This is a genomic window from Nocardia asiatica NBRC 100129, assembly GCF_000308415.1.
Taxonomy (GTDB): Bacteria; Actinomycetota; Actinomycetes; order Mycobacteriales; family Mycobacteriaceae; genus Nocardia; species Nocardia asiatica.
Genome location: NZ_BAFS01000124.1, coordinates 18240 through 40431, shown reverse-complemented (window position 1 = coordinate 40431; position 22192 = coordinate 18240). Strand labels below are relative to the sequence as shown.

The 22192-nt window shown below is 69.2% G+C and carries 19 protein-coding genes; 13 read left to right on the top strand and 6 right to left on the bottom strand.

Annotated features, from left to right (window positions below; all coding sequences use genetic code 11):
* The first annotated feature begins 188 nt into the window (after positions 1 to 188).
* Both ON27_RS11630 and ON27_RS11625 read left to right on the top strand, forming a co-directional pair.
* Positions 189 to 563 carry a Het-E N-terminal domain-containing protein gene (locus ON27_RS11630; RefSeq protein WP_043724370.1) on the top strand — a complete coding sequence of 125 codons (375 nt, stop codon included), beginning with the start codon at positions 189 to 191 and terminating at the stop codon, positions 561 to 563.
* Positions 564 to 987: 424 nt separating this feature from the next.
* Positions 988 to 1557 carry a hypothetical protein gene (locus ON27_RS11625; RefSeq protein ID WP_157227162.1) on the top strand — a complete coding sequence of 190 codons (570 nt, stop codon included), beginning with the start codon at positions 988 to 990 and terminating at the stop codon, positions 1555 to 1557.
* Between the two features lie 77 nt (positions 1558 to 1634).
* Here ON27_RS11625 and ON27_RS11620 read toward each other — a convergent pair whose 3' ends face one another.
* From ON27_RS11620 to ON27_RS11605, 4 genes are all read right to left on the bottom strand, one after another.
* A complete protein-coding gene (locus ON27_RS11620) occupies positions 1635 to 2846 on the bottom strand; it encodes a NupC/NupG family nucleoside CNT transporter (protein ID WP_043724367.1) in 1212 nt (403 codons plus the stop codon).
* A gap of 162 nt (positions 2847 to 3008) precedes the next feature.
* Positions 3009 to 4058: an ABC transporter substrate-binding protein gene (locus tag ON27_RS11615; RefSeq protein ID WP_043724364.1), complete on the bottom strand. Its 1050-nt coding sequence runs from the start codon at positions 4056 to 4058 to the stop codon at positions 3009 to 3011.
* Positions 4059 to 4060: 2 nt separating this feature from the next.
* Positions 4061 to 4948 carry an ABC transporter permease gene (locus ON27_RS11610; protein WP_083887514.1) on the bottom strand — a complete coding sequence of 296 codons (888 nt, stop codon included), beginning with the start codon at positions 4946 to 4948 and terminating at the stop codon, positions 4061 to 4063.
* Complete coding sequence (locus ON27_RS11605) at positions 4938 to 5744, bottom strand: ABC transporter ATP-binding protein (protein ID WP_043724255.1); 807 nt, start codon at positions 5742 to 5744, stop codon at positions 4938 to 4940. Before ON27_RS11605 ends, ON27_RS11610 begins: the two co-directional genes overlap by 11 nt.
* Before the next feature lie 157 nt (positions 5745 to 5901).
* On the opposite strand from ON27_RS11605, the gene ON27_RS11600 reads away from it, so the two are divergent.
* The 8 genes from ON27_RS11600 (at position 5902) to ON27_RS11565 (ending at position 15893) form a co-directional block, all read left to right on the top strand.
* Positions 5902 to 7590: an ATP-binding protein gene (locus ON27_RS11600; RefSeq protein WP_174377836.1), complete on the top strand. Its 1689-nt coding sequence runs from the start codon at positions 5902 to 5904 to the stop codon at positions 7588 to 7590.
* Positions 7572 to 8243 carry a response regulator transcription factor gene (locus ON27_RS11595; RefSeq protein WP_043724252.1) on the top strand — a complete coding sequence of 224 codons (672 nt, stop codon included), beginning with the start codon at positions 7572 to 7574 and terminating at the stop codon, positions 8241 to 8243. Before ON27_RS11600 ends, ON27_RS11595 begins: the two co-directional genes overlap by 19 nt.
* 426 nt (positions 8244 to 8669) lie before the next feature.
* A complete protein-coding gene (locus tag ON27_RS11590) occupies positions 8670 to 9722 on the top strand; it encodes a Gfo/Idh/MocA family protein (RefSeq protein WP_043724250.1) in 1053 nt (350 codons plus the stop codon).
* Positions 9723 to 9807: 85 nt separating this feature from the next.
* Complete coding sequence (locus ON27_RS11585) at positions 9808 to 10698, top strand: bile acid:sodium symporter family protein (protein ID WP_043724246.1); 891 nt, start codon at positions 9808 to 9810, stop codon at positions 10696 to 10698.
* A gap of 84 nt (positions 10699 to 10782) precedes the next feature.
* Positions 10783 to 12453 carry a serine/threonine-protein kinase gene (locus ON27_RS11580; protein WP_043724243.1) on the top strand — a complete coding sequence of 557 codons (1671 nt, stop codon included), beginning with the start codon at positions 10783 to 10785 and terminating at the stop codon, positions 12451 to 12453.
* 86 nt (positions 12454 to 12539) lie between these two features.
* Positions 12540 to 13334: a M50 family metallopeptidase gene (locus tag ON27_RS11575; protein ID WP_063711305.1), complete on the top strand. Its 795-nt coding sequence runs from the start codon at positions 12540 to 12542 to the stop codon at positions 13332 to 13334.
* A 148-nt stretch (positions 13335 to 13482) separates the two neighbouring features.
* On the top strand, positions 13483 to 14388 hold the full coding sequence (locus tag ON27_RS11570; protein WP_043724232.1) for a DUF5995 family protein: 906 nt from the start codon (positions 13483 to 13485) through the stop codon (positions 14386 to 14388).
* 296 nt (positions 14389 to 14684) lie between these two features.
* Positions 14685 to 15893: a hypothetical protein gene (locus ON27_RS11565; RefSeq protein WP_043724229.1), complete on the top strand. Its 1209-nt coding sequence runs from the start codon at positions 14685 to 14687 to the stop codon at positions 15891 to 15893.
* A 139-nt stretch (positions 15894 to 16032) separates the two neighbouring features.
* Here the strand turns inward: ON27_RS11565 and ON27_RS11560 are convergent, their stop codons facing one another.
* Positions 16033 to 16506, bottom strand: coding sequence for a gluconokinase (locus tag ON27_RS11560; RefSeq protein ID WP_043724355.1), 474 nt, complete (start codon positions 16504 to 16506; stop codon positions 16033 to 16035).
* A 351-nt stretch (positions 16507 to 16857) separates the two neighbouring features.
* Here ON27_RS11560 and ON27_RS11555 point away from each other — a divergent pair, with 351 nt between their 5' ends.
* Together ON27_RS11555 and ON27_RS11550 are read left to right on the top strand one after the other, a co-directional pair.
* Positions 16858 to 18021, top strand: a complete 1164-nt coding sequence (locus ON27_RS11555) for a PucR family transcriptional regulator (RefSeq protein ID WP_051046447.1) — start codon at positions 16858 to 16860, stop codon at positions 18019 to 18021.
* 11 nt (positions 18022 to 18032) lie between these two features.
* Positions 18033 to 18953 (top strand): LLM class F420-dependent oxidoreductase, encoded by a 921-nt coding sequence (locus ON27_RS11550; RefSeq protein ID WP_043724226.1) that lies wholly within the window; start codon positions 18033 to 18035, stop codon positions 18951 to 18953.
* A gap of 9 nt (positions 18954 to 18962) precedes the next feature.
* Here the strand turns inward: ON27_RS11550 and ON27_RS11545 are convergent, their stop codons facing one another.
* Positions 18963 to 20984 (bottom strand): CocE/NonD family hydrolase, encoded by a 2022-nt coding sequence (locus ON27_RS11545; protein WP_043724223.1) that lies wholly within the window; start codon positions 20982 to 20984, stop codon positions 18963 to 18965.
* A gap of 196 nt (positions 20985 to 21180) precedes the next feature.
* Between ON27_RS11545 and ON27_RS11540 the strand changes: the two genes are divergently transcribed.
* Positions 21181 to 22074 carry a dienelactone hydrolase family protein gene (locus ON27_RS11540; RefSeq protein ID WP_043724222.1) on the top strand — a complete coding sequence of 298 codons (894 nt, stop codon included), beginning with the start codon at positions 21181 to 21183 and terminating at the stop codon, positions 22072 to 22074.
* Positions 22075 to 22192: the final 118 nt, after the last annotated feature.

The window sequence follows — 22192 nt, the reverse complement described above, 5'->3', positions numbered from 1 at the left end:
ACAGATCCGGACAGGCGGACGCGGCGGGCGCCGGCCCTGCGGTGCGCAGGGCATGGACCCGGCCCGGCGCTGTTCCGATCGAGGTCGACAGCACGGAGGCGACTCCGCTGAACCGCCCCTGTCGACGCGGCGTTCTGCGTAGCATTACTGCACAACGCATTCGGCGGATGTGCGACGAAGGGGGCGGGGTGGATCCGTTCACGGTGATCGTGACCGCGTTGATCGCGGGCGCGGCGGCAGGCGGACAGGAAGCGGCGTCGGAGACGGTGCGGGACGCGTATCGGGCCATCCGGCGCCGCGTCGGCCGCAGCGGTGCGGACGCACAGGCGAGGGCCGCGTTGGAAGCCAACGAAACCTCGCCCGGCAGCGACGTCGCGGCATTGGAAGCCGCCGTGATCCGCGCGGGAGGAGTGGACGACAGCCAGTTGCGGGCGTTGGCCGCCCAGCTCCTGGAAGCATTGCCCACCGCGGACACCGAACGGGCTCGTCACCATATCGACCTGCGTCACGCCAAGGGCGTGCAGCTGGGCGACAACAACACGCAGAACAACACGTTCCACTGACTGCGGCCAACTCTGCGACGGGCCGCGCACGGCCTGCTGACGCGAAGCGCTGACAGAGGTTCCGGTGAAAAATCAGCTACCGATTCAAATCGGCGAGAAGAATGTCCAGAACAATTTCTGGACCGAACGCAGGAGAGCGCTTGTCGTGATCGGCACGGCCCTGCTGATCGTCATATCCGTATCGGCAGTCGTCACGATCTACCTGCTGCTGCCGGATCGCGCCGTATCCGCCCAGCACGCCCTCGACGCCGATCGCGAAGGAAGAGACCGCGCCACCGCTCCCGTTCGGGTGGAGGGCGTGAGCGGCCCACCCGGCGGTCCCGCGTCATTGGCTGCACCGAGAGCCGTCGAATTGGAGGGTGTCACGGCGGACGCATCGACCATTGCGGGTCTCGTCCCCGACGGTGTGCCACTGGGTCAACCCATGACGGCTTCGCGCGAACCGAAATTCTCCGCGGGGTACAGCGAGGGTTTGCTTCACTACAAGCTGACCGGACAGAACTACACGCCGGTCCAGATCTCCAGCATCACCGCCAGGATCACGGAGAGACACCGACCGCCATCAGGGACGATTGTCCCGTTCTTTTCGCAGGGCGCGACCGAAGCACTGACGATGGGATTCGACTTGGACTCCGGTGATGTCGCCGAGGCGAAGGCGCTGGACGAGTTCGGCCGATTCACCGAGCTCGACTACATGAAAACACATGCGGTTACCCTCGCGCTGAACGAGACGCTGGCATTCGAGATAGAGGTCCGAGCGCGAGAATGTGACTGCAGATTCGTGGTGGACGTCGGGTTCGCGGACGGCCGCTCGGTGACGATAGACGACGGGGGAAAGCCATTTCGATTCGTCACGTTCGCCGGCTCGTACGAGCGAGCGTACGTCCCGATGTACGACATGGTGGACGGCTCCTTGGTACCGCAGGCGAAACTGCGACGGTGCCAGTACCCGAAGGAATGCCAGATGCGGTATCTGCAGGTGTACACCGAGTAGCTGGTGCCCGGCTTGCGCAGCGCGAGCCGGTCTGTCACGCCACCGGCGAGGAGAACACCCAGTGGCGGCCGTCGGGACTAGGTGAGGAGGCCGACGATGGTGGCGGACAGGAAGCTGACCAAGGTCGCGCCGTAGAGCAGGCGAAGTCCGTTGCGAGCGATGACGGTGCCCTGTCGCACGCTGAGACTGCGGACGGCGCCGGTCACGATGGCGATGGTGGCGAAGTTCGCGAACGACACCAAGTAGGTGGACACGATCGCGATGGTGCGCTCGGACAGCCCGGCTCGGTCGCTGTTGAGTTCCTGCATGGCGACCACCTCGTTGGACACCAGCTTGGTGCCCATGAAACGGCCCGCGGCGGCCGCCTCGTCCCAGGGGATGCCGGTCAGCCACGCGCAGGGCGCGAAGACGTGCCCCATCACGTCCTGGAAGGTGGTGCCGTTGAACACGGCGGCGAAGATTCCGTTCACCATGGCCAGCAGGGCGATGAAACCGATCAGCAGGGCCGCCACGGTGAAGGCGACCTTGAAGCCGACCAGGATGTAGTCGGTGAGCATCTCGAAGAACGACTGCCGCTTGCGGCTTTCGGCGACCTCCTCCCGGAGCAGTTCGGCGTCGTCGGCGGCCGTGACCGAGTAGGGGTTGATCAGCGCGCAGATCACGAACGCGCCGAGCATGTTCAGCAGGATCGCCGCGATCACGAACTCGGGGTCGATGAGCTGCATGTAAACGCCGAGGATGGCCGCCGACACCGTCGACATCGCCGAGGCGGCGAGGGTGTACATCCGCTGCGGCGGGATGTCGTCGAGCATGGCCCGCAGCGAGATGAACACCTCGGACTGGCCGAGGATGACGGCGGCGACGGCGTTGAACGATTCGACCTTGCCGAAGCCGCTCACCCACGACAGCAGCAACCCGAGGTACTTGATGATCAACGGCAGCACCCGCAGGTGTTGCAGGATGCCGATCAGCGCGGAGACGAGCACGATCGGCATCAGGACCGCGAAAAGGAACGCGGGCCCGCTGCTGCCCACGGTCGGCAGCTCGCCGAACACGAACGCCGTGCCCTGTGCCGCGTAGCCGAGTATGTGGTCGAAAGTGTCGCTGATCGCGCGGATCACGCCGCCTCCGATGCCGGTTCTCAGCAGCAGGAAACCGAGCGCGAACTGCACGATCAGCAGAACCGCTATCCGCGGCAGCCTACGGCCCGCGGCGCGGCGGTCGGAACTGGGCAACCATGCCAGCAGCAGGAAGCACATCAGCCCGCCGACCCCGATCAGATGATGCACGCGCACCTCGTTCGCCATGGCGTACAACAACTGTCGGGAACACCTCTCATGTCGGTTTATGGTGCGGTGTCTCCACAGCTGAGAAGCCGTAGGTGGTCGTGGTGAACCGCCCGAAACCCTCTGGGTTCCGAGCGGCTCGGGCCTCGCGCGACGGCTCGCGCGCTACTGTCGCGGCGCGCGCAACGCCTCCTCCACGAACTGCGTGGTGTAGGTCTCGGACAGGTCGATGCGATCACGCACGGGACGCACGTTCTTCGAGTACTTGCCGAGGATGTCCAGCACGTTCTGTGCGCCTTCCGGTTTCATCAACCCGTCGCCGTTGAACATGCCGATGGAATCGCGGATCGATTGGACGTAGAGGTCCTTGCCCGCGCTCGCGTACTGCGGCGGCATCTTCGCGGCGATCTCCTCGGGCGTGTGCGTCCGAATCCATTGCAGCGTCTGCACGAACGCGGCGGCGAGTTTGCGCACGATGTCCGGGTGGGCGTCGATCGTCGCGCAGTTCATGTACAGCGACGTGGCCGGGTACAGTCCGCCGAGCGCCGCCCGGGTGCCCGCCTCGGTGCGCAGGTCGACCAGAATCCGCGCCTGGCCGGAGTTCACCATCTGCGCCACGGTCGGATCGGTGGTCATGCCCGCGTCGATGCCGCCGTGATTCATGCCCGCGATGAACGTCTGCCCGGCGCCGACTTTCACCCGGGTGTAATCGGCGGTGGTCATGCCCTCCTGGCCGGTGAGCGCCTGGGTCAGGAAGTCGGTCGAGGAGCCGAGCGAGGTCACGCCCAGCTTCTTGCCGCGCAGATCGGCGATCGTGGCGATGCCCGGCTCCGCTTCCGACACCAGCTCGACCTCGCCCGGCACATCGGACATCTGCACCACCGACCGAATGCACTGGTCCTTGGCCTGCAGGTCGATGGTGTGGTCGTAGAACCCGACCACACCCTGCACGTCGCCGGTGAGCAACGCGGTCTCGGCGGTGGCGCCGGACTGCTCGCCGAGCAGTCGCACGTCGATGTCGTTGCGCTCGAAGAAGCCGAGTTGCTGGGTCAACATGGCGGGCAGGTAGATCACCTTCTCCAGCCCGCCCACCATGATGGTGATCTGCGGGCGGCCGTCGACCATCGGGATGGTGCGGGAGTCCCGGCATCCGGTGGCCGTCAGCAGTGCCGCGATCGCGACGGCCACCAGGGCCACATGCTTGCGATACCTCATGATCAGATCCCGTGGTTCGATGTCGCCTGCGAAGGCCGCCATTTGAGCAAGCGGTTCTCCGCCATGCCGATCCCCCACTCGGCGATCAACGCGATCACGGTGATGACGATCATGCCCGCGTAGATGCCCGCCGAATCGAAGGTGCCCTGCGCGTTGCTGATCAACAGGCCCAAACCCTTGCTGGCGCCCGCGTATTCGCCCACGACCGCGCCGATGAGCGCGAAGCCGAAGGCGGTGTGCAGACTGGACAGGATCCAGGTGGTCGCGCTCGGCAGGACGATCGACACCAGCACTTGCCTGCGGCTCGCCCCGAGAATGCGGGCGTTGTTCATCACATTGCCGTCGACCTCGCGCGCACCGGTGAAGGCGTTGAAGAACACCGCGAAGAACACCAGCACCACCACCGTGGCGACCTTCGAGCTCAGACCGAGACCGAACCAGATGATGAACAGCGAGGCCAGCACGATGCGCGGCACGGCGTTGAGCGCCTTGATGAACGGCGCGAGCACTTCGGCCCAGTACCGGCTGCGACCGAGCAGCACGCCCAGCACGACGCCGGCCACCGTGCCGATCACGAAGCCGAGCACGGCCTCCTGCACCGTGGTGTAGATCTGCAGCCAGATCGAGCCGAACTGGGTTCCCTCGGTGAACCATTCGACCAACCGCGCCCAGATCAGCGACGGCTTGGAGTAGAAGAAGGGGTCGATCCACACCGTGGCCGTGAGTTCCCAGGCGCCCAGCCATAGCGCTACCAGCGCGGCGCGCAGCCCCCAGGTACGCATCCGGGCGCGGCGCGCGGCAGTCCGGACCCTGGCCAGGATCTGCTCTTCGGTCTCGTTCTCCACTACGGGCGTGGCGACGGCGCCCGGCGCCAGCACGTCATGCGACACGGGAGGCTCCCTTCGCTCGGGCCGCCTCGACCTGGTCGCGCAGCGTTTCCCAGATCTCCTGGTAGATGTCGCGGAACTCGGTGGTCAGCCGCACCTCCTCGACGCTGCGCGGCCGGGCCAAGCCGACCGTGAAGTCCCCGCACACGGTGGCCGGGCTCGCGGTCATGACGACCACCCGGTCGGCGAGCACGATCGCCTCCTCCAGGTCGTGGGTGACGAAGACGACCGCCGCGTTGGTACCCGCCCAGACCCGCAGCAGCTCGTCCTGCATGAGCTGACGGGTCTGCACGTCCAGCGCGCTGAACGGCTCGTCCATCAGCAGGATCTCCGGCTCGTTGACCAGCGTCTGCGCCAGCGCCACGCGCTTGCGCATGCCGCCGGACAGCTGGTGGGGGTAGTAGCTCTCGAAGCCGGCCAGACCCACCGTGCGCACCCATCCCGACGCCTTCGCGCGCGCCTCCGCTTTCGACGCGCCGCGCAGGCGCGGGCCGAGCGCGACGTTGTCCAGCACGCTCTTCCACGGCAGCACCGCGTCCTGCTGGAACATGTAGCCGATGCCGTCCGGAATGCCTTCGACGTCTTTGCCGCGCACCAGCGTCCGGCCCGCCGATGCCGGTTCCAGCCCGGAGACCAGCGACAACGTGGTGGACTTGCCGCATCCGGTCGGGCCGACGACGGCGACGAATTCGCCGGAGCCCACCGTGAGGTTCAGATTGCGCACGGCGGTGTGGATGCCGCCGCCGGTGCCGGGGAAGCGCTTGGTCGCGCTCCGCAGCTCGATGAGTGATTGCGTCATTGCTTCCTACTCCTGCGAGATCGGGTACGGCGAACGTACGTGTCCCCGGTCACACGTCGGAGCTTGTGCGCACAACCGCCAGAAACGCGGGATTCGCAGGTTCTGCGCATTCTGCTCACCTTCCCCGAGCGCGGTGATCTGCGCCTATGCTGCGCCCATGGCCACTGAGGGCGCGCGGCCCGTGCGATTGCGGACCCAGGTTCTGCTGTCGCAGATCCTGGTCGTCGCGCTGACGCTCGGCGTCGCGTTCGCGGTGTTCGGATACCTCAGTGACCAGCGGCTGCGCGCGGCCTACGGCCAGCGCGCGCTCGCGGTCGCGCGCACCGTCGCCGCCGATCCGGTGGTGCGCGCCGAGGTGGCCGGATACGCGCCCGGCGTGGTCGCCGACGATCCCGGCGTGCGCGAGGACCTGGCCGCGGGCCCGCTCGAGCGGCTCGCGGTGGACGCGACGCGGCGCAACGACGCGCTGTTCGTCGTGATCACCGATGACGCCGGCGTCCGCCTCGCGCATCCGGACGCGGCCCGGCTCGCCGAGCATGTGAGCACCGACCCCTCCGAGGCGCTGGCGGGCCGCGAGTCGATCACCGAGGAACGCGGCACCCTCGGCGACTCGGTGCGCGCGAAGGTACCGGTTCTGGCCCCCGATTCCGACCGGGTGGTCGGCGCGGTCAGCGTCGGCATCGCCACCGACGCGGTGCACGACCAGCTGCTCGCCGATCTGCGCACCGCGGGCGGGCTGGTCGCGGTGGCGCTGCTGATCGGCGTCGCCGGATCGGCCCTGCTGGCCCGCCGGTGGCGCGGGCTTACGCTCGGGCTGGAGCCGGGCGAGCTGGCCGAACTGGTCCGCAGCCAGGCCGCGGTGCTGCACGGCATCGGCGGCGGCGTGCTCGCGGTCGACGCGTCCTGGCGCACCACCTTCGTCAGCGACGAAGCGCGCAGGCTGCTCGGCGTCGCGCCGGACATCGGACGCCCGGTGGACGAAGTGGGGCTGACGCCGCGGGTGCTGGAGGTGTTCCGCGAACTCGACGGGCAACCCGTCTCGGCGACGGTCGGCGCGAACATCGTCATCGTGTCGGCGCGCCGAGTCAGCCGCGACGGGCGCGATCTCGGCGCGGTGCTCACGGTGCGCGATCGCACCGACGTGGAATCGCTGACCCGGCAGCTGGACGCGGTGCAGTCGATGAGCACCGTGCTGCGTGCCCAACGCCACGAGTTCTCCAACAAGATGCACCTGATCAGCGGCCTGCTGCACAGCGGGCGGGTGGAGGAGGCGGCGCGCTCGGTCGACGAGCTGATCGGAGCCGGTCCGCTCGGTCCGGCGACACCGGGCATCGATGCCATCCACGACGCGTATCTGCAGGCATTTCTCGCCGCCAAGGCCGCGCACGCCAGGGAGAACGGCGTCGAGCTCGTACTCGGGCCCAACACCTGGGTCGAGAGCGAACTGACCGACCCGGTGGACGTGACGACCGTGCTCGGCAACCTGCTGGACAACGCCATGGAGGCCGTCCGCGCCGAGGACCGGCCGGTGCGGCAAGTGGAAGTCGAACTGGTGCAGGAGGAGTCGACTTTGCACATCGCCGTCGCCGACAGCGGCGACGGGGTCGCCCCCGACCTCGTGGACACGTTGTTCACCGAGGGGATCTCCACCCGTGACGACCGCGGTGTCCCCGGTGGGCGCGGGGTGGGCCTCGCCCTCATCCGCCAGATCGCCCGCGCCCACGGCGGCGACGTGCGCCTGTCCAGCCCCGGCGGTGGCGAGCCGCCGCTCACCGGCGCGGAATTCATCGCCCGCCTCCCCGGCGTGCTCGTGGAAAGCGAGGAGTCATGGCCGCGCCGTCCCTGACCGTGCTGGTGGTCGACGACGACTTCCGAGTGGCGAACCTGCACGCCGGGATCGTGGCGTCAATCCCGGGTTTCACGGTGGCGGGCACCGCGAACACCCTCGCGGCCGCGCGGGAACTCGTCGCGGCGGAACCGATCGACCTGGCGCTGGTGGACGTCTACTTGCCGGACGGCTCCGGGATCGATTTCGTGCGGGAGATCCGCTGCGACGCGATGATGCTCACCGCCTCGACCGACAGCGACGCCGTGCGGGCCGCCGTCGCGGCGGGCGCGGTGGCCTACCTCGTCAAGCCGTTCCCGCACACCGAACTGGCCGCCCGGCTGGCCGCCTACGCCCGCTACCGGCGCATTCTCGCGGCGCCGCAGGTGGACAACGCCCGGGTGTCCGCCGCGCTGCACGCGTTGCGTCCCGCCGCCACCGCGAGTCCGGCGCCGACGGTGTCCTCCCCGACCAAAGACCTGGTCCTGCAAGCGATTCTCGACGCCGGAGTCGCACTGTCCGCCGGTGAGGTGGCGAGCGCCATCGGCGTCTCCCGCGCCACCGCGCAACGCTATCTGGCCGCGCTCGTGGCCGACGGGGCGGCCCGCATGGGCCTGCGCTACGGCAGTACCGGACGCCCCGAACAGGAGTACTCGGCCGCACCGCGGCGCTGAGGGGACAACGGGGGAACCCACCGCCACACAGCGCTGAGCAACAGCAGTGCGACCCCACTGCCACAGCGCTGGGCAAACAGCAGTGGCGACTTCGCCGCCGCGCGGCCGTGCGGCCCACGCTCGGATCGTGACGGGCAGGTAGTCGCGCACACTCCCGAGCCACCGAGTCGGGTCGTTTCCCTCTGACGTTCGCCTCGACAGCCGACCGAGGCGGCCCCGGCCCCGCCCTTCGCTCGGCGAATTGCGCACTGTCCACCTGCCCCGAGTACGCCTCCCCGCCGGTCGACGATTCGCGGCGAAGTTCTCGTGCCGTCGGCGCACTTCGGTCCGGATGCGACAGGTTGCGGAACTCGTGCCGCGCTGACGGCCCACCAGTGCGGACCCGGCGATCCCGGCTGTCGTGCCCGGCGGCGGTAGCGTCGGGGCATGAGCATCCTCGAAGTCGCCGTGCTCGGCTACGGCTTGGCCGGATCGGTCTTCCACGCTCCGCTGATCGCCGCGCAGCCTCGGATGCGGGTGGCGGCCGTGGTGACCTCCTCGCGGGAACGCGCCGAGCGTGCTCGCGCCGAGCATCCGGGCGTGCGTGTGGTATCGCATGCCGAGGAGCTGTTCGCCGCACCGGCCGGAATAGACCTGGCCGTGATCGCGACACCGAACCACACGCACGCGCCGCTGGCCAGGCAGGCGCTCGCGGCCGGTCTGCCCGTGGTGGTCGACAAGCCGTTCGCGGTCTCGGTGGACGACGCCGAGGACCTCCTGGCCCGCGCGCAGCGCTCCGGCCTGGCGCTGTCGGTCTTCCAGAACCGGCGCTGGGACGGCGACTTCCGGACCTTGCGCGATCTGGTCGAGACCGGAAAGCTGGGCCGCGTGCGGCGTTTCGAGTCCCGCTTCGAGCGCTGGCGCCCGGTGCCGAAAGGCGGCTGGCGGGAAGTCGGCACGGACGAGGAAGGCGCGGGCATCCTGCTCGATCTCGGCAGTCACCTGGTGGACCAAGCCGTGAGTTTGTTCGGCCCGGTGGCTTCGGTGTATTGCGAGCTGGACCGGCGACGGGAGAACATCACCACCGACGACGACGCGTTCGTCGCGCTCACCCATTCCGGCGGTGTGCGCTCCCATCTCTGGATGAGCGCCGTCGCCCCCCAGCTCGGACCACGTTTCCGGGTACTGGGATCCCGCGCCGCGTATGTCACCTATGGCCTGGACCCGCAGGAGGCGGCGTTGCGGTGCGGTCGCCGCCCGGACGACGGAACCCCCTGGGGCAAAGTTGATGCCGAGCGCTGGGGCGTGCTGGGCGCGGAACCCGACTTCGCCCCCGTGCCCACCGCGCCCGGAGCCTACCCCGCGTTCTACTCCGCTATGGCCGCCGCGCTACTCGACGGGGCGCCCGTTCCCGTCGACCCGCGCGACGCCGTCACCACCCTGCGCCTGCTGACGAAGGCACGGGAGTCGGCGGCCAGGGGTGTGACCGTCACCGTCTGAGCCGGACTGGCCACCCGCGCCGCGAGTCGATAACGTCGGTCCCCCGGGATCGGCCGGTCCGGCCGCTCGGCGGAGAGGAGACCCCATGGGCGCAACGGTTTTCGCGGTGCTGCTGCCGCTGGCACTGGCCTTGGTGATGTTCGGGCTCGGGCTGACCTTGACCCCCGCGGATTTCGCCCGGGTGCTGCGCTATCCGAAAGCTGCGGTGATCGCGCTGGCATGCCAGATGCTCCTGCTCCCCGCGCTGTGCCTGGGCTTGGTCTACCTGTTCGGACTCGAAGGCGCGCTGGCCGCGGGCATGCTGCTGCTCGCGGCGTCGCCGGGCGGAGCGTCGGCGAACCTGTTCAGTCACATCGCCGGAGGCAATGTGGCGCTGAACATCACGCTCACCGCGATCAATTCGGTGCTCGCGGTGTTCACGATGCCGGTGGTGGTGGCGCTGTCCTACGCCTTGTTCCTGGAGGACGAAGCCTCGGTCGGCCTGCGGCCGGAGAAGTTCGCGCAGGTGTTCGCCATCGTGCTCGTGCCGGTCGCGCTCGGCATGGTGGTGCACTCGCGGTTCCCGGAGTGGTCGCGCCGGATGCGCGGCGCGGTGAAGATCCTTTCCGTCGTGGTATTGGCGCTGGTGATCGCGGCCGGGGTGGGCGCCAATCTGGACACGCTGACCGAGCACATCGGGAAGCTGGCCTCGATCTGCCTGTCGTTCGCCGTGCTCAGTCTGGCCACCGGCTACTTCCTGCCCAGGCTCTTGCGGGTGGAGACCGGTCAGGCGATCGCCTCGGCCATGGAGATCGGCGTGCACAACGCGGCGCTGGCGATCGCCGTGGCCGCGTCGGTGCTGCACAACGAGACCATGGCCGTTCCCGGCGCGGTGTACGGCGTATTGATGAACATTCCCGCGGCAGCCGCGGCGTATCTGCTGGCCAGACGGGCGCGGCGAGAGCAGCCGGCACCCGCGCCGAGCATGGCGCGGTAGCGGGCAATAGGCTGCCCGGACACGGGCGCCCGCGATGAGTAGCCGCTCGGAGGTTCGACGCATTCGAAGGGAGCCAGCTGCGCGATGCAACCGCTCGGCACGAACGATCCGGCGCGGATCGGTGACTACCGGCTGCTCGGCGTGCTCGGCGCGGGCGGCATGGGCCGGGTCTATCTCGGACGGAACGCGGGCGGGCGCACCGTCGCGGTCAAGGTCATCCGTCCGGACATGATCGACGCCGAGTTCCGCCAGCGCTTCCGGCGCGAGGTGGCCGCTGCGCGCCGAGTCGGCGGACAATTCACCGCACCGGTGCTCGACGCCGACGTGGACGCCGATCCGCCGTGGCTGGCCACCGGTTACGTGGCCGGTTTCTCTCTCGCCGACGCCGTCGACCGGTACGGGCCGTTCACGGAGAACGCGCTGCTCGTGCTCGCGCACGGCCTGATCGACGCATTGGCGGCGGTCCATGGAGCGGGGGTGGTGCATCGCGACCTCAAGCCGTCCAATGTCCTGCTGGCCCTCGACGGTCCCAAGGTGATCGATTTCGGCATCGCCCGCGCTGTCGACGACAGCAAGCTCACCACCACCGGAAAGGTCATCGGCTCACCGGGATTCATGTGCCCGGAGCAGGTGACCGGCGATCCGGCCGGCCCGCCCGTGGACGTCTTCGCCCTGGGCGGCGTGCTCGTGTTCGCCGCGACCGGCCACGGACCGTTCGGCGTCGGCGACGCGGTGCAGATGCTGTGGCGGGTGGTGTACGAGGAGCCGCGGCTCGACGATGTGCCGCAACGACTGCGCCCGCTGGTGGCGGCCTGCCTGGCCAAGGACGCCGCGGCCCGCCCCACCCCGGACCAGCTGCTCACCCAGCTCACCGCACTCGGCATCCCCGATCGCGGCGGGTGGTTGCCCGCGCCGGTGGTCGAGGAGGTCACTCGCCGCGCGGTCGAGCTGCTGAACTTGGACTCCGGCCCGTTCCACCGTCTGGATGGCCCCCCGCGCCCTGATCCGGCGCGCACCGCCGACACGATGGTCCGCCCCGCCGCACCCGCGAACCTGCACGGAGACCCCGGCCGATCGGCGCCCACGCAGATGCGGCATCCGGGCTCGCCGCAGGCGTCTCCCCAGTTCATCGGGCATCAGACCTACCCATCCGCGCACCATAGTGCGCCCGCGTTCGGTGCGGTCCCCGCCGCTGCATCATCACCGCGCCGCCCCGGTCGCGCCCTGCTCATCGCAGGCGCCCTCGTCGTCTGCGTCGCAGTCGCCGTAGCGGCCTTCGTGGTCGGCGCGCAGTTGCGAAACGACAATTCGAACGACGCGGTGGCCCCGACCACCCAGAGCAACGGCGACCCTTCGACGGCTGTCGCCACGCAGGCCGACGACGTAAGTACGACCAGCGACAATCCTTCCGCCACGAGTGTGCCGGAGGCTTTCGTCGGCGAGTGGAAAGGCGTCGCCAGCGATATCCTCGCGTCGTTCGACATCGTGCTGACCATCCGGGACGGCACAGTCGGCGAAGAAGTCGCGCAGTCCTCGAACACCGGCAAGCGGCGTGGTGAGCGCTGTGAGCGGGCGGAGACGCTCACGGGCGCCACCGAAACCGAACTGTCCTTTGTCGCGCGACTCTCCGGCGGCTCCCCCACCTGCTTCGACAATGGCTCTACGTCGACCGTCACCTTGCAGTCGGATGGCTCGGTGTCCTACCGCCTCTCCGGCGTTTTAGGCGATATCGCAGGAACCCTGCACAAGAGCTGAGGGCGAGGCGCCGCCGTCGCATCGAGTGCCGGGGGCGGGAACGCGGGCCACGAGCGCGGGCGGCGGCGGGCGGTTAAGGTGCGGCGGTGGACAGAGCGGAATTCTTCGAGCGGGGCGCTTCCATCGCCGACCGGCTGACGACGACTCAGGCGCAACCGCCGTGGTGGCTGGTGGCGGCGGCCGCGGTGGCGGCGCTCGTGCTGGTGGGTTACACCCCGATCTGGCGGTTCACCCGGAATATCGTCACCATCGCGCACGAAGGCGGCCACGCAGTGGTCGCGCTGCTCACCGGCCGCAAGCTCAACAGTATTCGATTGCATTCGGACACTTCGGGACTCACGGTGTCGAGCGGGAAACCCTACGGGCTCGGGATGATCCTCACCACGATGGCGGGTTACCCCGCACCGGCGCTGCTCGGTCTCGGGTTCGCCGCCCTGCTCGGCGCGAGCCGGATCACCCTCATGCTCTGGACCGCCATCGCCCTGCTCGCCGCGCTGATGATCAAGATCAGGAATATCTACGGCGCCATCACCGTGCTCGGTCTCGGCGCGGTCGTCTTCGTCGTCTCCTGGTTCGGAACCGACACGCTGCAAGCGGGTTTCGCGTATCTGGGCGCGTGGTTCCTGCTGTTCGCCGGGACACGTCCGGTGATCGAGTTGCAAAGAGGCCGTTCCCGGCAGCAGCGCGCCCGCTACCACGACGTCGACTCCGACGCCGATCAGCTCGCCCGGCTCACCCGCCTGCCCGGCCTGCTGTGGGTTCTGGTGTTCGGCACGATCGCCGTCGGTTCGCTGGCGGTCGGGGCGTGGCTGCTGGTCTCCGCCATCGCCGAAGTGTGCCTGCCCGGCGCGCCGTCCGGCTCCTGCTTCGCCACACGCTGACCGCCAGTGCCGCGCTGCGGCGGGTGATCGGCTCGGTTAGGCTCGAATCCCACACTGTGTCAATGTCTTACCCACGGCAGTGGCACTTCGCCGGACGCATCCACGTCGGCCACAGCGGTAACGCGATCCCACTACCTCCGGAGCCAGCATGGCAGCCATCCTCGTTCGGACCACGCCCGCGCGGCCCCTTCTCTCGGCGCTGACGCTGGTCGTCGCGGTGTTCCTCGCCGTGATCCCCTCCGGGGCGGCGACCGCTTCCACCACGCCCTGCGACACACCGTTGACCACGGCCGAGAAAATCACGATCACGGAGCTGTCCGACATCGGCGCGCTGACCGGTTCGTCGCTGCGCCGGCTGGAGCAGGCCGTCGACCGGCACCGGCGGATCACCGAGATCTTGGTCCGCCACCGCGACCTGCGCGGCGTGTTCGGGCTGGGGCTGGACGCGGTCGAACGAGCCGCCGTGCTGCCGCTGCAGCGCGACCCGGCGGCGTTCGACGACCCGGAATGGGCGCATCGGATCAGTCTCGAGCTGCTGTCGCGATTCCTGCGCGCGGTGCACGCCGAATTCACCGGCGCGCCCACCGAGCCGCACTGGGCGCACTACTTCGGCCTGAGCCGCCGCTGCGAACTGTCCCCCGCACGGGTCGCGATGGCCGGTTACAACGCGCATCTGACCGTCGACCTGGCGTATTCCGTCGCGGCGGTCGGCAGCACCGCCGCCAACGCGGCCGACTATTTCCGCATCGTCGACGCGATCGCCCAGCAGGGTGCGCTGATCGTCGAGCGGACCAAGGCGGTCTACGGCGGCGACCTCGGGCCGCTGTGGCGCTTCTACTTCCTCGGCGAGGGCTTGGACGCGGCGCTCGGCCCGGGCGTCGCGACCGGTCCGCTGCTGCGCCTGGCCGACGCCGGCGCCAACGTCCTCATCTTCGGCAACGGATTGGCCCTGCGAGATCCGGCCCAGGCGCCCGTGGTCGCCGCCGAGATCGACGCGCTGTGGCGCGGTCTCGATCTGGCCTTCGAAGCCCTCTCCGGACTCGGCGGCCTCTAGGTCATGTCCCCCGATTGAGTCCGCCCCCGCAGGATTGCCTTGCCTCTCGCGGTAACCCGGATCGCAGCAAACACGCCCTTCAACGAATATGGCAATTCGTCCAGGCCATCAAGCCCACTCGAGTCGGCCGTGCGATCGGTTGTTCAACCCGGCTCCGCAAGTCGGTATCGAGCAACGCTCGCGTGCGGTGGGTCGCAGTTCGCGGCCGACTACGCTGTGGAACGATGAGGCAAAGCGCCGGAACTGGTGGTCTGCATAGGTTTCAGACGAACACGAAGGCGCCGTGAGGAGGTCCGATGGATGCCGAACGCACCGGCCGCAAGGTCGTTGACCCCGGCCGCTTCGATCCGGACACACCGAAGCGAGGGACCTCCCAGCACCCCGATCGGCGGCTGTCGGCGCGTGTCCAGCGCGCCATCTTGCGCGAACGCGTAGTGCCGCTGCTGGCAGCAATAGCGGGATTGGCAGTCGTGCTGGCTGTGGCGATCGCAGGTACCGCGGGCCTGCTGATCGGATATGGCTATTTCGAACAAGGACGCGACCGGGCCGAGCGTGACAGCTGGTCACGCAAGATCGAGACTGCCATCCGGGCCCTTCCGGGGGTGACCGACGCGTCACACCGGTTCGAGCACTACAAGGGCAAACATTTCAACGCCAAACTCGACGTGCGGCTCAGGGACGACGCCACACCGGCCGAGGCTGCGTCTGTGGTGAGTGCCGTGGGCGCTCAACAGCTTCCGCGGCGTTTCCAAGGCGACCCGACAGAGGTCACCATCGACCGGATGGCGGACTCCTATTCCGCGTATTGGCTTTTCGGCCGTGACGTGAGCACTGAAGCGAACGCCGCAGACACCTGGGCACGACTATGGGCCGCCGGCACCGAAGTGCACTGGTCCTCGCGCGGCGGCGACGCGAGCCGCATTACCAACGCCATCGACGTCCGAGCGGGCTCCGAAGCCGAACCTCACCGCGCCACCGCGGCGATGCGCCGAATCATCCGGGACTTCCCCGAACTGGCCTCCAACCATTGGACCGTATCCACCGTTCATGAGCGGGAACGCGGGTTCACCAATCACTCGGAACGGCGCCCCGGGTCGTATCCATGGCCCCATGATCGCGTCACCCCCCACCAAGAGCCCACCCCTCGCTTCCCGTCCAATGATGAACTCGACCTGTGGCAGTGGTTCCTGACCGATCAACCCATCCCGTTCTTCGTTCGGGTGTCGGTCTACGACCCGCCCTCCGAAGGCCGCACACTGGGCGTCACCGTGTTCCCTCCCGTGGGTGCGGAATTCAGCGCCGCGCAGACCAAACAACTCGCCGATCTGCACCTTCCCTACCTGGCTGGCTACGGCGCGGCGGTCGACTACACGATTCACACACCCAACGGCCCCGTCTACTCCTACGGCCCCTTTTTCGAGGTCGTGGTCGGCGGCTGCCAGACATCCGGGTACAACGTCTTACCGGAGTCGCAGCCCTACGTGCGTCAGTACGAACGCTGCTAGGTTCTGTCTCCCAAGCGATCGAACGGGGTGTTCGGAGTGCCTCGGTGGTGCACTGTCCGCTGTGTCGAGGCTGCCGGTTGATCGGTATCGGGTGTTGACGGACTAGTAGTGGGAGTTGCCCCTGCCCGCGAGCCGGACCTCACCGCGGCAGCGCCGCCACGGCGGCCCGGACCACGTCCTCCGGTGGTGGGGTCGCGTCGACGGTGCTGCCGTACTCGTCGGAATCCAGCGGCTCCAGGGTGGCCAGCTGCGACTCGAGCAGGCTCGGCGGCATGAAGTGCCCGCGGCGGGCGGCCAGGCGGCGCTCGAGCTCGCCGCGCGACAGCCGCAGGTGCAGGAAGAACGCGTCGGGAGCTGACGCGCGCAGCCGGTCGCGATAGCTCCGCTTCAGGGCGGAGCAGGTGAGGACGGCTCCCCGGCCCGAACGCGCGGCGAGCCATGCGGCCAAGGCGTCCAGCCAGGGTTCGCGATCGGCGTCCTCCAGCGGCGTCCCGGCCGCCATCTTGCTGACGTTCGCGGCCGGATGGAAATCGTCGCCTTCGGCGTAGTCGACGCCGAGCACGGCGGCCAGGCGGGTGCCCACCGTCGTCTTTCCCGACCCGGACACCCCCATCGCGACGATCGGTACCTCGTGCACTCGAATCTCCTTCCCATTCGGTGGCAGATCTCGTGCTCGCGGACTTGTCGTCGGCGACAACCCAGCCGTCGGTCACTTCGTCGGCACGTGCAGTGACCAGCCGCGCCGACCCGGCTACATTTCAAGGACCGCGACTCGTGCGATGTTACCGGTGGATCGAAAGCTCCTCTGCGGCAAATACTTCCGAACGCGAGCGGCCGACTGGACGGGAAAGTACCGACATGTTTGCGACGACGCAATGCACGCCCGTGGTCCGGCATCCGAACCGCGACCGCACGCTCGACCTACGCATGGTCGGCGGCGGGCGCGGCCGCTGAGGGGGGCGGCGTGCCGACCGCGCGCTCCGCCGATCTCGTCCCGGCCACCGAACACATCGTGCGGCACCTGCTGGACATCATTCCCCGGCGGCACGTGACGAGCGGGAATCTCCTGCGCGAGGAGATCCGCGACACCGTAGCGAACTGTGTCGACCTGGTCGCTTCCGGCGGCCCGGAGCCGCCGGACCGCACGGCTCGCATTTTCGAGGCCGCTGCCCGGTGGGCCGGCGTCGGAGTCGCGATGGACACCGTCCAGCGTCTGGTGCACGAGGGATTCCGCCTCTATCTCGACGCTCACCTGCGGCAATCGCCTGCCGTGCGGCACGACGACATCCGCGGGCTCTTCGACGCGCTGCACGCGGTCACCGCGACGGTCTCGCTCGCCTACCGGTCCGTCGCGCCCGCCGCCGAACAGACGGCTTCGCACGCCGCCGCCGTCGCGCTGCTCAGAGGCCACCATCCCGGGAAGGTCTATCTGGAGCACGGCATTCCGGTCGCCGACCGATACACCGTGCTCGCCCTCGCGCTCGACCGAGCGATCGACCGGCATCCGGGCCGGCGCCCCGGGGACGGACACGCCATCCGGGAGCGCATGCAGATCTGCCTCGCCGTGCACTGCGGCAGGCACGTGCCGACCCTGCTCAGCGCGATCGGCGGAACGGTCCTGGTGCCGGTGTCGGTGGTGGCCGAGGACGAACTCGACGACTTGGTCGCCGCACTGGCCGCGGCGGTGCCCGCCCCGCTCACCGCTGCCGCCACAACCGCCGAACCGGACCGCATTCCCGCGACTGCCGACCAGGCGCACGAACTGCTCGACATGGTCCGGCGCCTGCACCGCCCACCGGGCCTGTACCGCTTCGACGACCTGGCCCTCGAATACCAGCTCACCCGGCCGGGTCCGGGCCGCGACCGGCTGGCCGCCCTGCTCGACCCGCTGGAGGACCATCCCGAGCTGCTGGAGACCCTGCGCGAGCACGTTCGCAACGACTTCAACCGCAGGCGCACCTCCCGGACGATGTACCTGCATCCGAACACCGTCGACCATCGCCTCAAGCGGATCGGCCGCCTCACCGGCCTGGACACCGCCCTTCCGTCGGTGCTCTACCGACTGCGCGCGGCGCTCATCGCCCGCACCTACGACGAGGGGCGATCCGAGCCCCCGCACAGCGGCTAGGGTCGGAAGACATGGAACTACGCATCTTCACCGAGCCGCAGCAGGGCGCGAGCTACGACACCCTGCTCACCGTCGCCAAGGCCACCGAGGACTTGGGATTCGACGCGTTCTTCCGCAGCGACCACTACCTGAGCATGGGCGGCGCCGACGGGCTGCCCGGCCCGACCGACGCCTGGATCACCCTCGCCGGACTGGCCAGGGAGACGAAGCGGATCCGCCTGGGCACCCTGGTCACCGCCGCCACCTTCCGGCTTCCCGGCCCGCTGGCGATCCAGGTGGCCCAGGTGGACCAGATGTCGGGCGGACGCGTGGAATTCGGACTGGGTAGCGGCTGGTTCGCCGAGGAGCACGCCGCGTACGGCATCCCGTTCCCCGCCGACAAGTTCTCCCGGTTGGAAGAGCAACTGGCCGTCATCACCGGGCTCTGGGCCACCAAACCCGGGGACACCTTCAGCTACGACGGCAAGCACTACCGGCTCACCGATTCCCCGGCCCTGCCCAAACCGGTGCAGGACCCGATACCCGTGCTGATCGGCGGGCAGGGCGCCACCCGCACGCCGCGGCTGGCCGCGCAGTACGCGAGCGAGTTCAACATGCCGTTCTCCTCGATCGAGGACAGCGCGCGGCAGTTCGGCCGGGTGCGCGCCGCCGCGGAGGCCTACGGCCGCCCGGCCGACGACCTGGTCTACTCCAACGCGCTGGTGGCCTGCGTGGGCGCCAACGACGCCGAAGTGGCGCGCCGAGCCGCGGCCATCGGGCGCGAGGTGGACGAGCTGAAGGCCAACGGCCTGGCCGGTTCGCCCGCCGAGGTGGTGGACAAGATCGGCCGATACGCCGAGATCGGCACCGGCCGCATCTACCTGCAAATGCTGGACCTCGGCGATCTCGCCCACCTCGAGCTGATCTCCGCGCAGGTGCAGTCGCAGCTCTGAGGGGCGGGGTCAGCCCAGCGGACGGTTCGTCGGCACGATGGCGTAGCTCGGCGCCGACGGATCCAGTTCGAGGTGCTGCGGCCGCAAGGCGGTGTTGTTGAGCATGGGCCGGAAGGCCAGCGCCTTCGGCGAGTTTCCTGCGAAGACGTCGATCCGCAGCCGATGGCCCGGCCGCAGCACCGCCTGCGTGGGGATGACCGCGATGTCCAACGCGACCGGCGCGCCGGGGACGACCGGCTGCACGCTGTCCAGCGTGATCGGATTGAACGGTTCGGTCAGGTCGCCGGTCGGGGTGCGGCTGCTCTTCTGCTCGTCGACGGCGCGCAGCGAGGCGGTCAGCTGCCCGGTGGTCAGCACCTTCGAGGTTCCGTCGGGCCCCACGTCGTTGACCGTGACGTTCCAGTACCCGTCCGTGGCCTCGTGCACGGTGTTCAGGTGAACGTTGATCGGGCCCGAGATGACCGTCGGCTCGGTCATCGGCGCACTGGTGAAGGTCAGGGCGTTGCGCTCGGCGATGCGGGAGTCTTTCGCGCACACGTCCACCACCGCGGCCATGCCGGCCGACCCCTGCGCGGTGTCGCGGGAACACGCCACGGCGAGGCCGGGTGACACCGTCAGGGTGCGCCGCTCGTTCGGCACGGTCATCGTCAGCGATCCGTCGTACACCGCCCTTCCGGCGGTGCCGCTCGGCGCGGCCGACAGGTACACGCGACGATGGTTGAGGTCTTTCTGCGGGAACTGCCCGAGCGTGATCCAGCCGCCGCCCTGTTCCCACACGGTGATCGGCCCGAAGTCGCCCAAGCCGTGGTCCACGTCTTTCAACCACTTGTCGAACCACACTCGTTGCAGCACGTCCAGCCGCGGCGGCGCGCCGGGGATGCCGGTGCCCGCACCGGGATTCGCGTGATAGGTGTCGCCGACCACCAGCTGCTTGTGCCCCGCGGGCAGCGGAATGGCGTTGTACAGCTTGGTCGCGCTGTTGGCGAAGATGTCGTGCCAGCCGCCGTAGACGAAGGTGGGCACCGTGACGCGCTCGGGATGCCCCTGGATGCCGCGGCGGAAGTAGCTGTCCTCGTCCAGCGCGTCGGCCAGCGCGGGCGGCACGTGATCGAGCGAGGGGGTGAGCAGCGCCTGGGCCAGCAGGTCGACGTTGCTGGCCGGATCCGACATCCGCTCGTGCAGCCACGCCCAGTCGAAGGTGCCGTTCAGCATCGACCGCACATCGGGAATCAGTTTCAACTGGTTGACCGTGTTGAGCCACATCGGAAGGAACGTCGTCCCCACGCCGCCGCCCGGCGCGACGACATCCCGCATGAGATCGCTGCCCGGCTCGACGGGGAAGATCGCCCGCAGGGGGGCAGGGGCGTTCTCGGCGGCGCGCAGCTGGTTGATGCCCGAGTAGGAGCCGCCGCTCATCCCGACACGGCCGTTCGACCACGGCTGCGCGGCCGCCCATTCGATGACCTCGCGGGTGTCGAGTTGTTCGCGCTCGCCGAGCGTGTCCCACGCCCCCTGGGAGAAACCTGTCCCGCGCACGTCCGCGATGACCTGGGTGTATCCGGCACGGATCAGGTTGCGGTCGAGACCGAGCACCGTCTGCACGGTGCCACCGTCGATCGCGTGCAGCAGATCGCCGAAGCCACTGACCGGCGTGCGGGAGAGATTCACGCGGTTGACCAGCCGCACCGTCAGCGGCTGCAACCCGGGCGCCGCCAGCGCCGAGTCGATGAGATTGGTCATGAGTTTGGTGTAAGGCGTGAGGTTCACGATGGTGGGCAGCGGCTGCTGCTCCACCTCGCCGCCTCGCTTCACCGGCCGGTAGACGTTGGCCTTCAGCACCACGCCGTCGCTCATCCGGATCGGGACATCCCAGTCGATGTGCACGTCGGCATACGGCTGCGGACCGTCGTGCAACGCGGTCCATCGCACGCTGTGCGCGTCGGGGGACGGCTCCGCCGCGACGGGCGCCGACCCGAACCCCACGGTCGCCAGTGCCGCAACCGCGGCCGCCAGCCGGAAAGCCCTGATCATCGTTGGTCCCACCACACGCCCCGATCCCTCTCGCTCCCTCGACCGGTATCCGGACCGGCCATCGGTCGTCCGATCGAGCGCCAACGTAGCAACCATTCGGCGAATCCGACGGGAGGCCCGGTCGGGTCGGTTTGTCGCGCGCGAACAGCCGGTGAACGCCGCGCGCGCAGCGAAGATCCGGCTTATCGTTGGGCTCATGACGCCGCTGCAGCGCTATATCGCGGAGGAGATCGCCACCGATCACGCCGACGGCATCCTCCCCCGGCGAGAGGCACTGCGCAGGCTGGGTCTGCTCGGGCTCGGCGCCACCGCGGCGGCCGCCCTGCTGGCCGCCTGTACCGGCACCGAGAGCGCCGATTCGGCGCCATCTCCGGCCGCTCCCTCGACTCCGCCGGGTTCCGCCGCCGCGCTCCCGACCACCGCCGTCACCTTCGCCGGACCGGACGGGACGTCGCTGCAGGCTGCCTGGGCGGCGGCGCCGCAGCCACGGGGTGGGGTGCTGGTCGTCCACGAGAACAAAGGACTCAACGACCACATCCGTTCGGTGGCAGGACGATTCGCGGGCGCCGGATACTCCGCGCTCGCGGTCGACCTGCTCTCCGCGCACGGCGGCACCGCCGCGTTCACCGATCCGGCGGCGGCGACCGCGCAGCTGAGCCGTATTCCGCAAGAACAGCTCGTGGCCGGCTTGCGCGCGGGGCTCGACGAACTGCGCCGCCGGGTGGAGGGAAAGAAGCTCGGCGCCACCGGTTTCTGTCTCGGCGGCGGCCTGACCTGGTCGCTGCTGGCCTCCGGCCCGTCGCCGCTGGCCGCCGCGACACCCTTCTACGGACCGTTCCCGGACAACGGCGACCTGGCCGCGTCGAAAGCCGCGGTGCTCGGGGTTTACGCGGCGAACGACGCCCGCGTGAACGCCTCCCGGCCCGCCGCCGAGGCGGCGCTGGCCCGCTCGGGCAACCCGCACCAGATCTTCACCGCCCCCGACGCGGACCACGCCTTCTTCAACGACACCGGTCAGCGGTACAGCGCCACGGCGGCCACCGAAGCTTGGCGTCGCGTATTGGACTGGTACGGAACGTACCTCGGCTGATGCCTCCCGAATCCGGCTCCTTCCGCGCTGCGCGAACGCCCCTCCGGGGCGAGCGGCGATCACGATGGGCCGTCCGGAAGGTGACTGTGATCGGAGGCGGGCGATCGCGCGCGGCGCT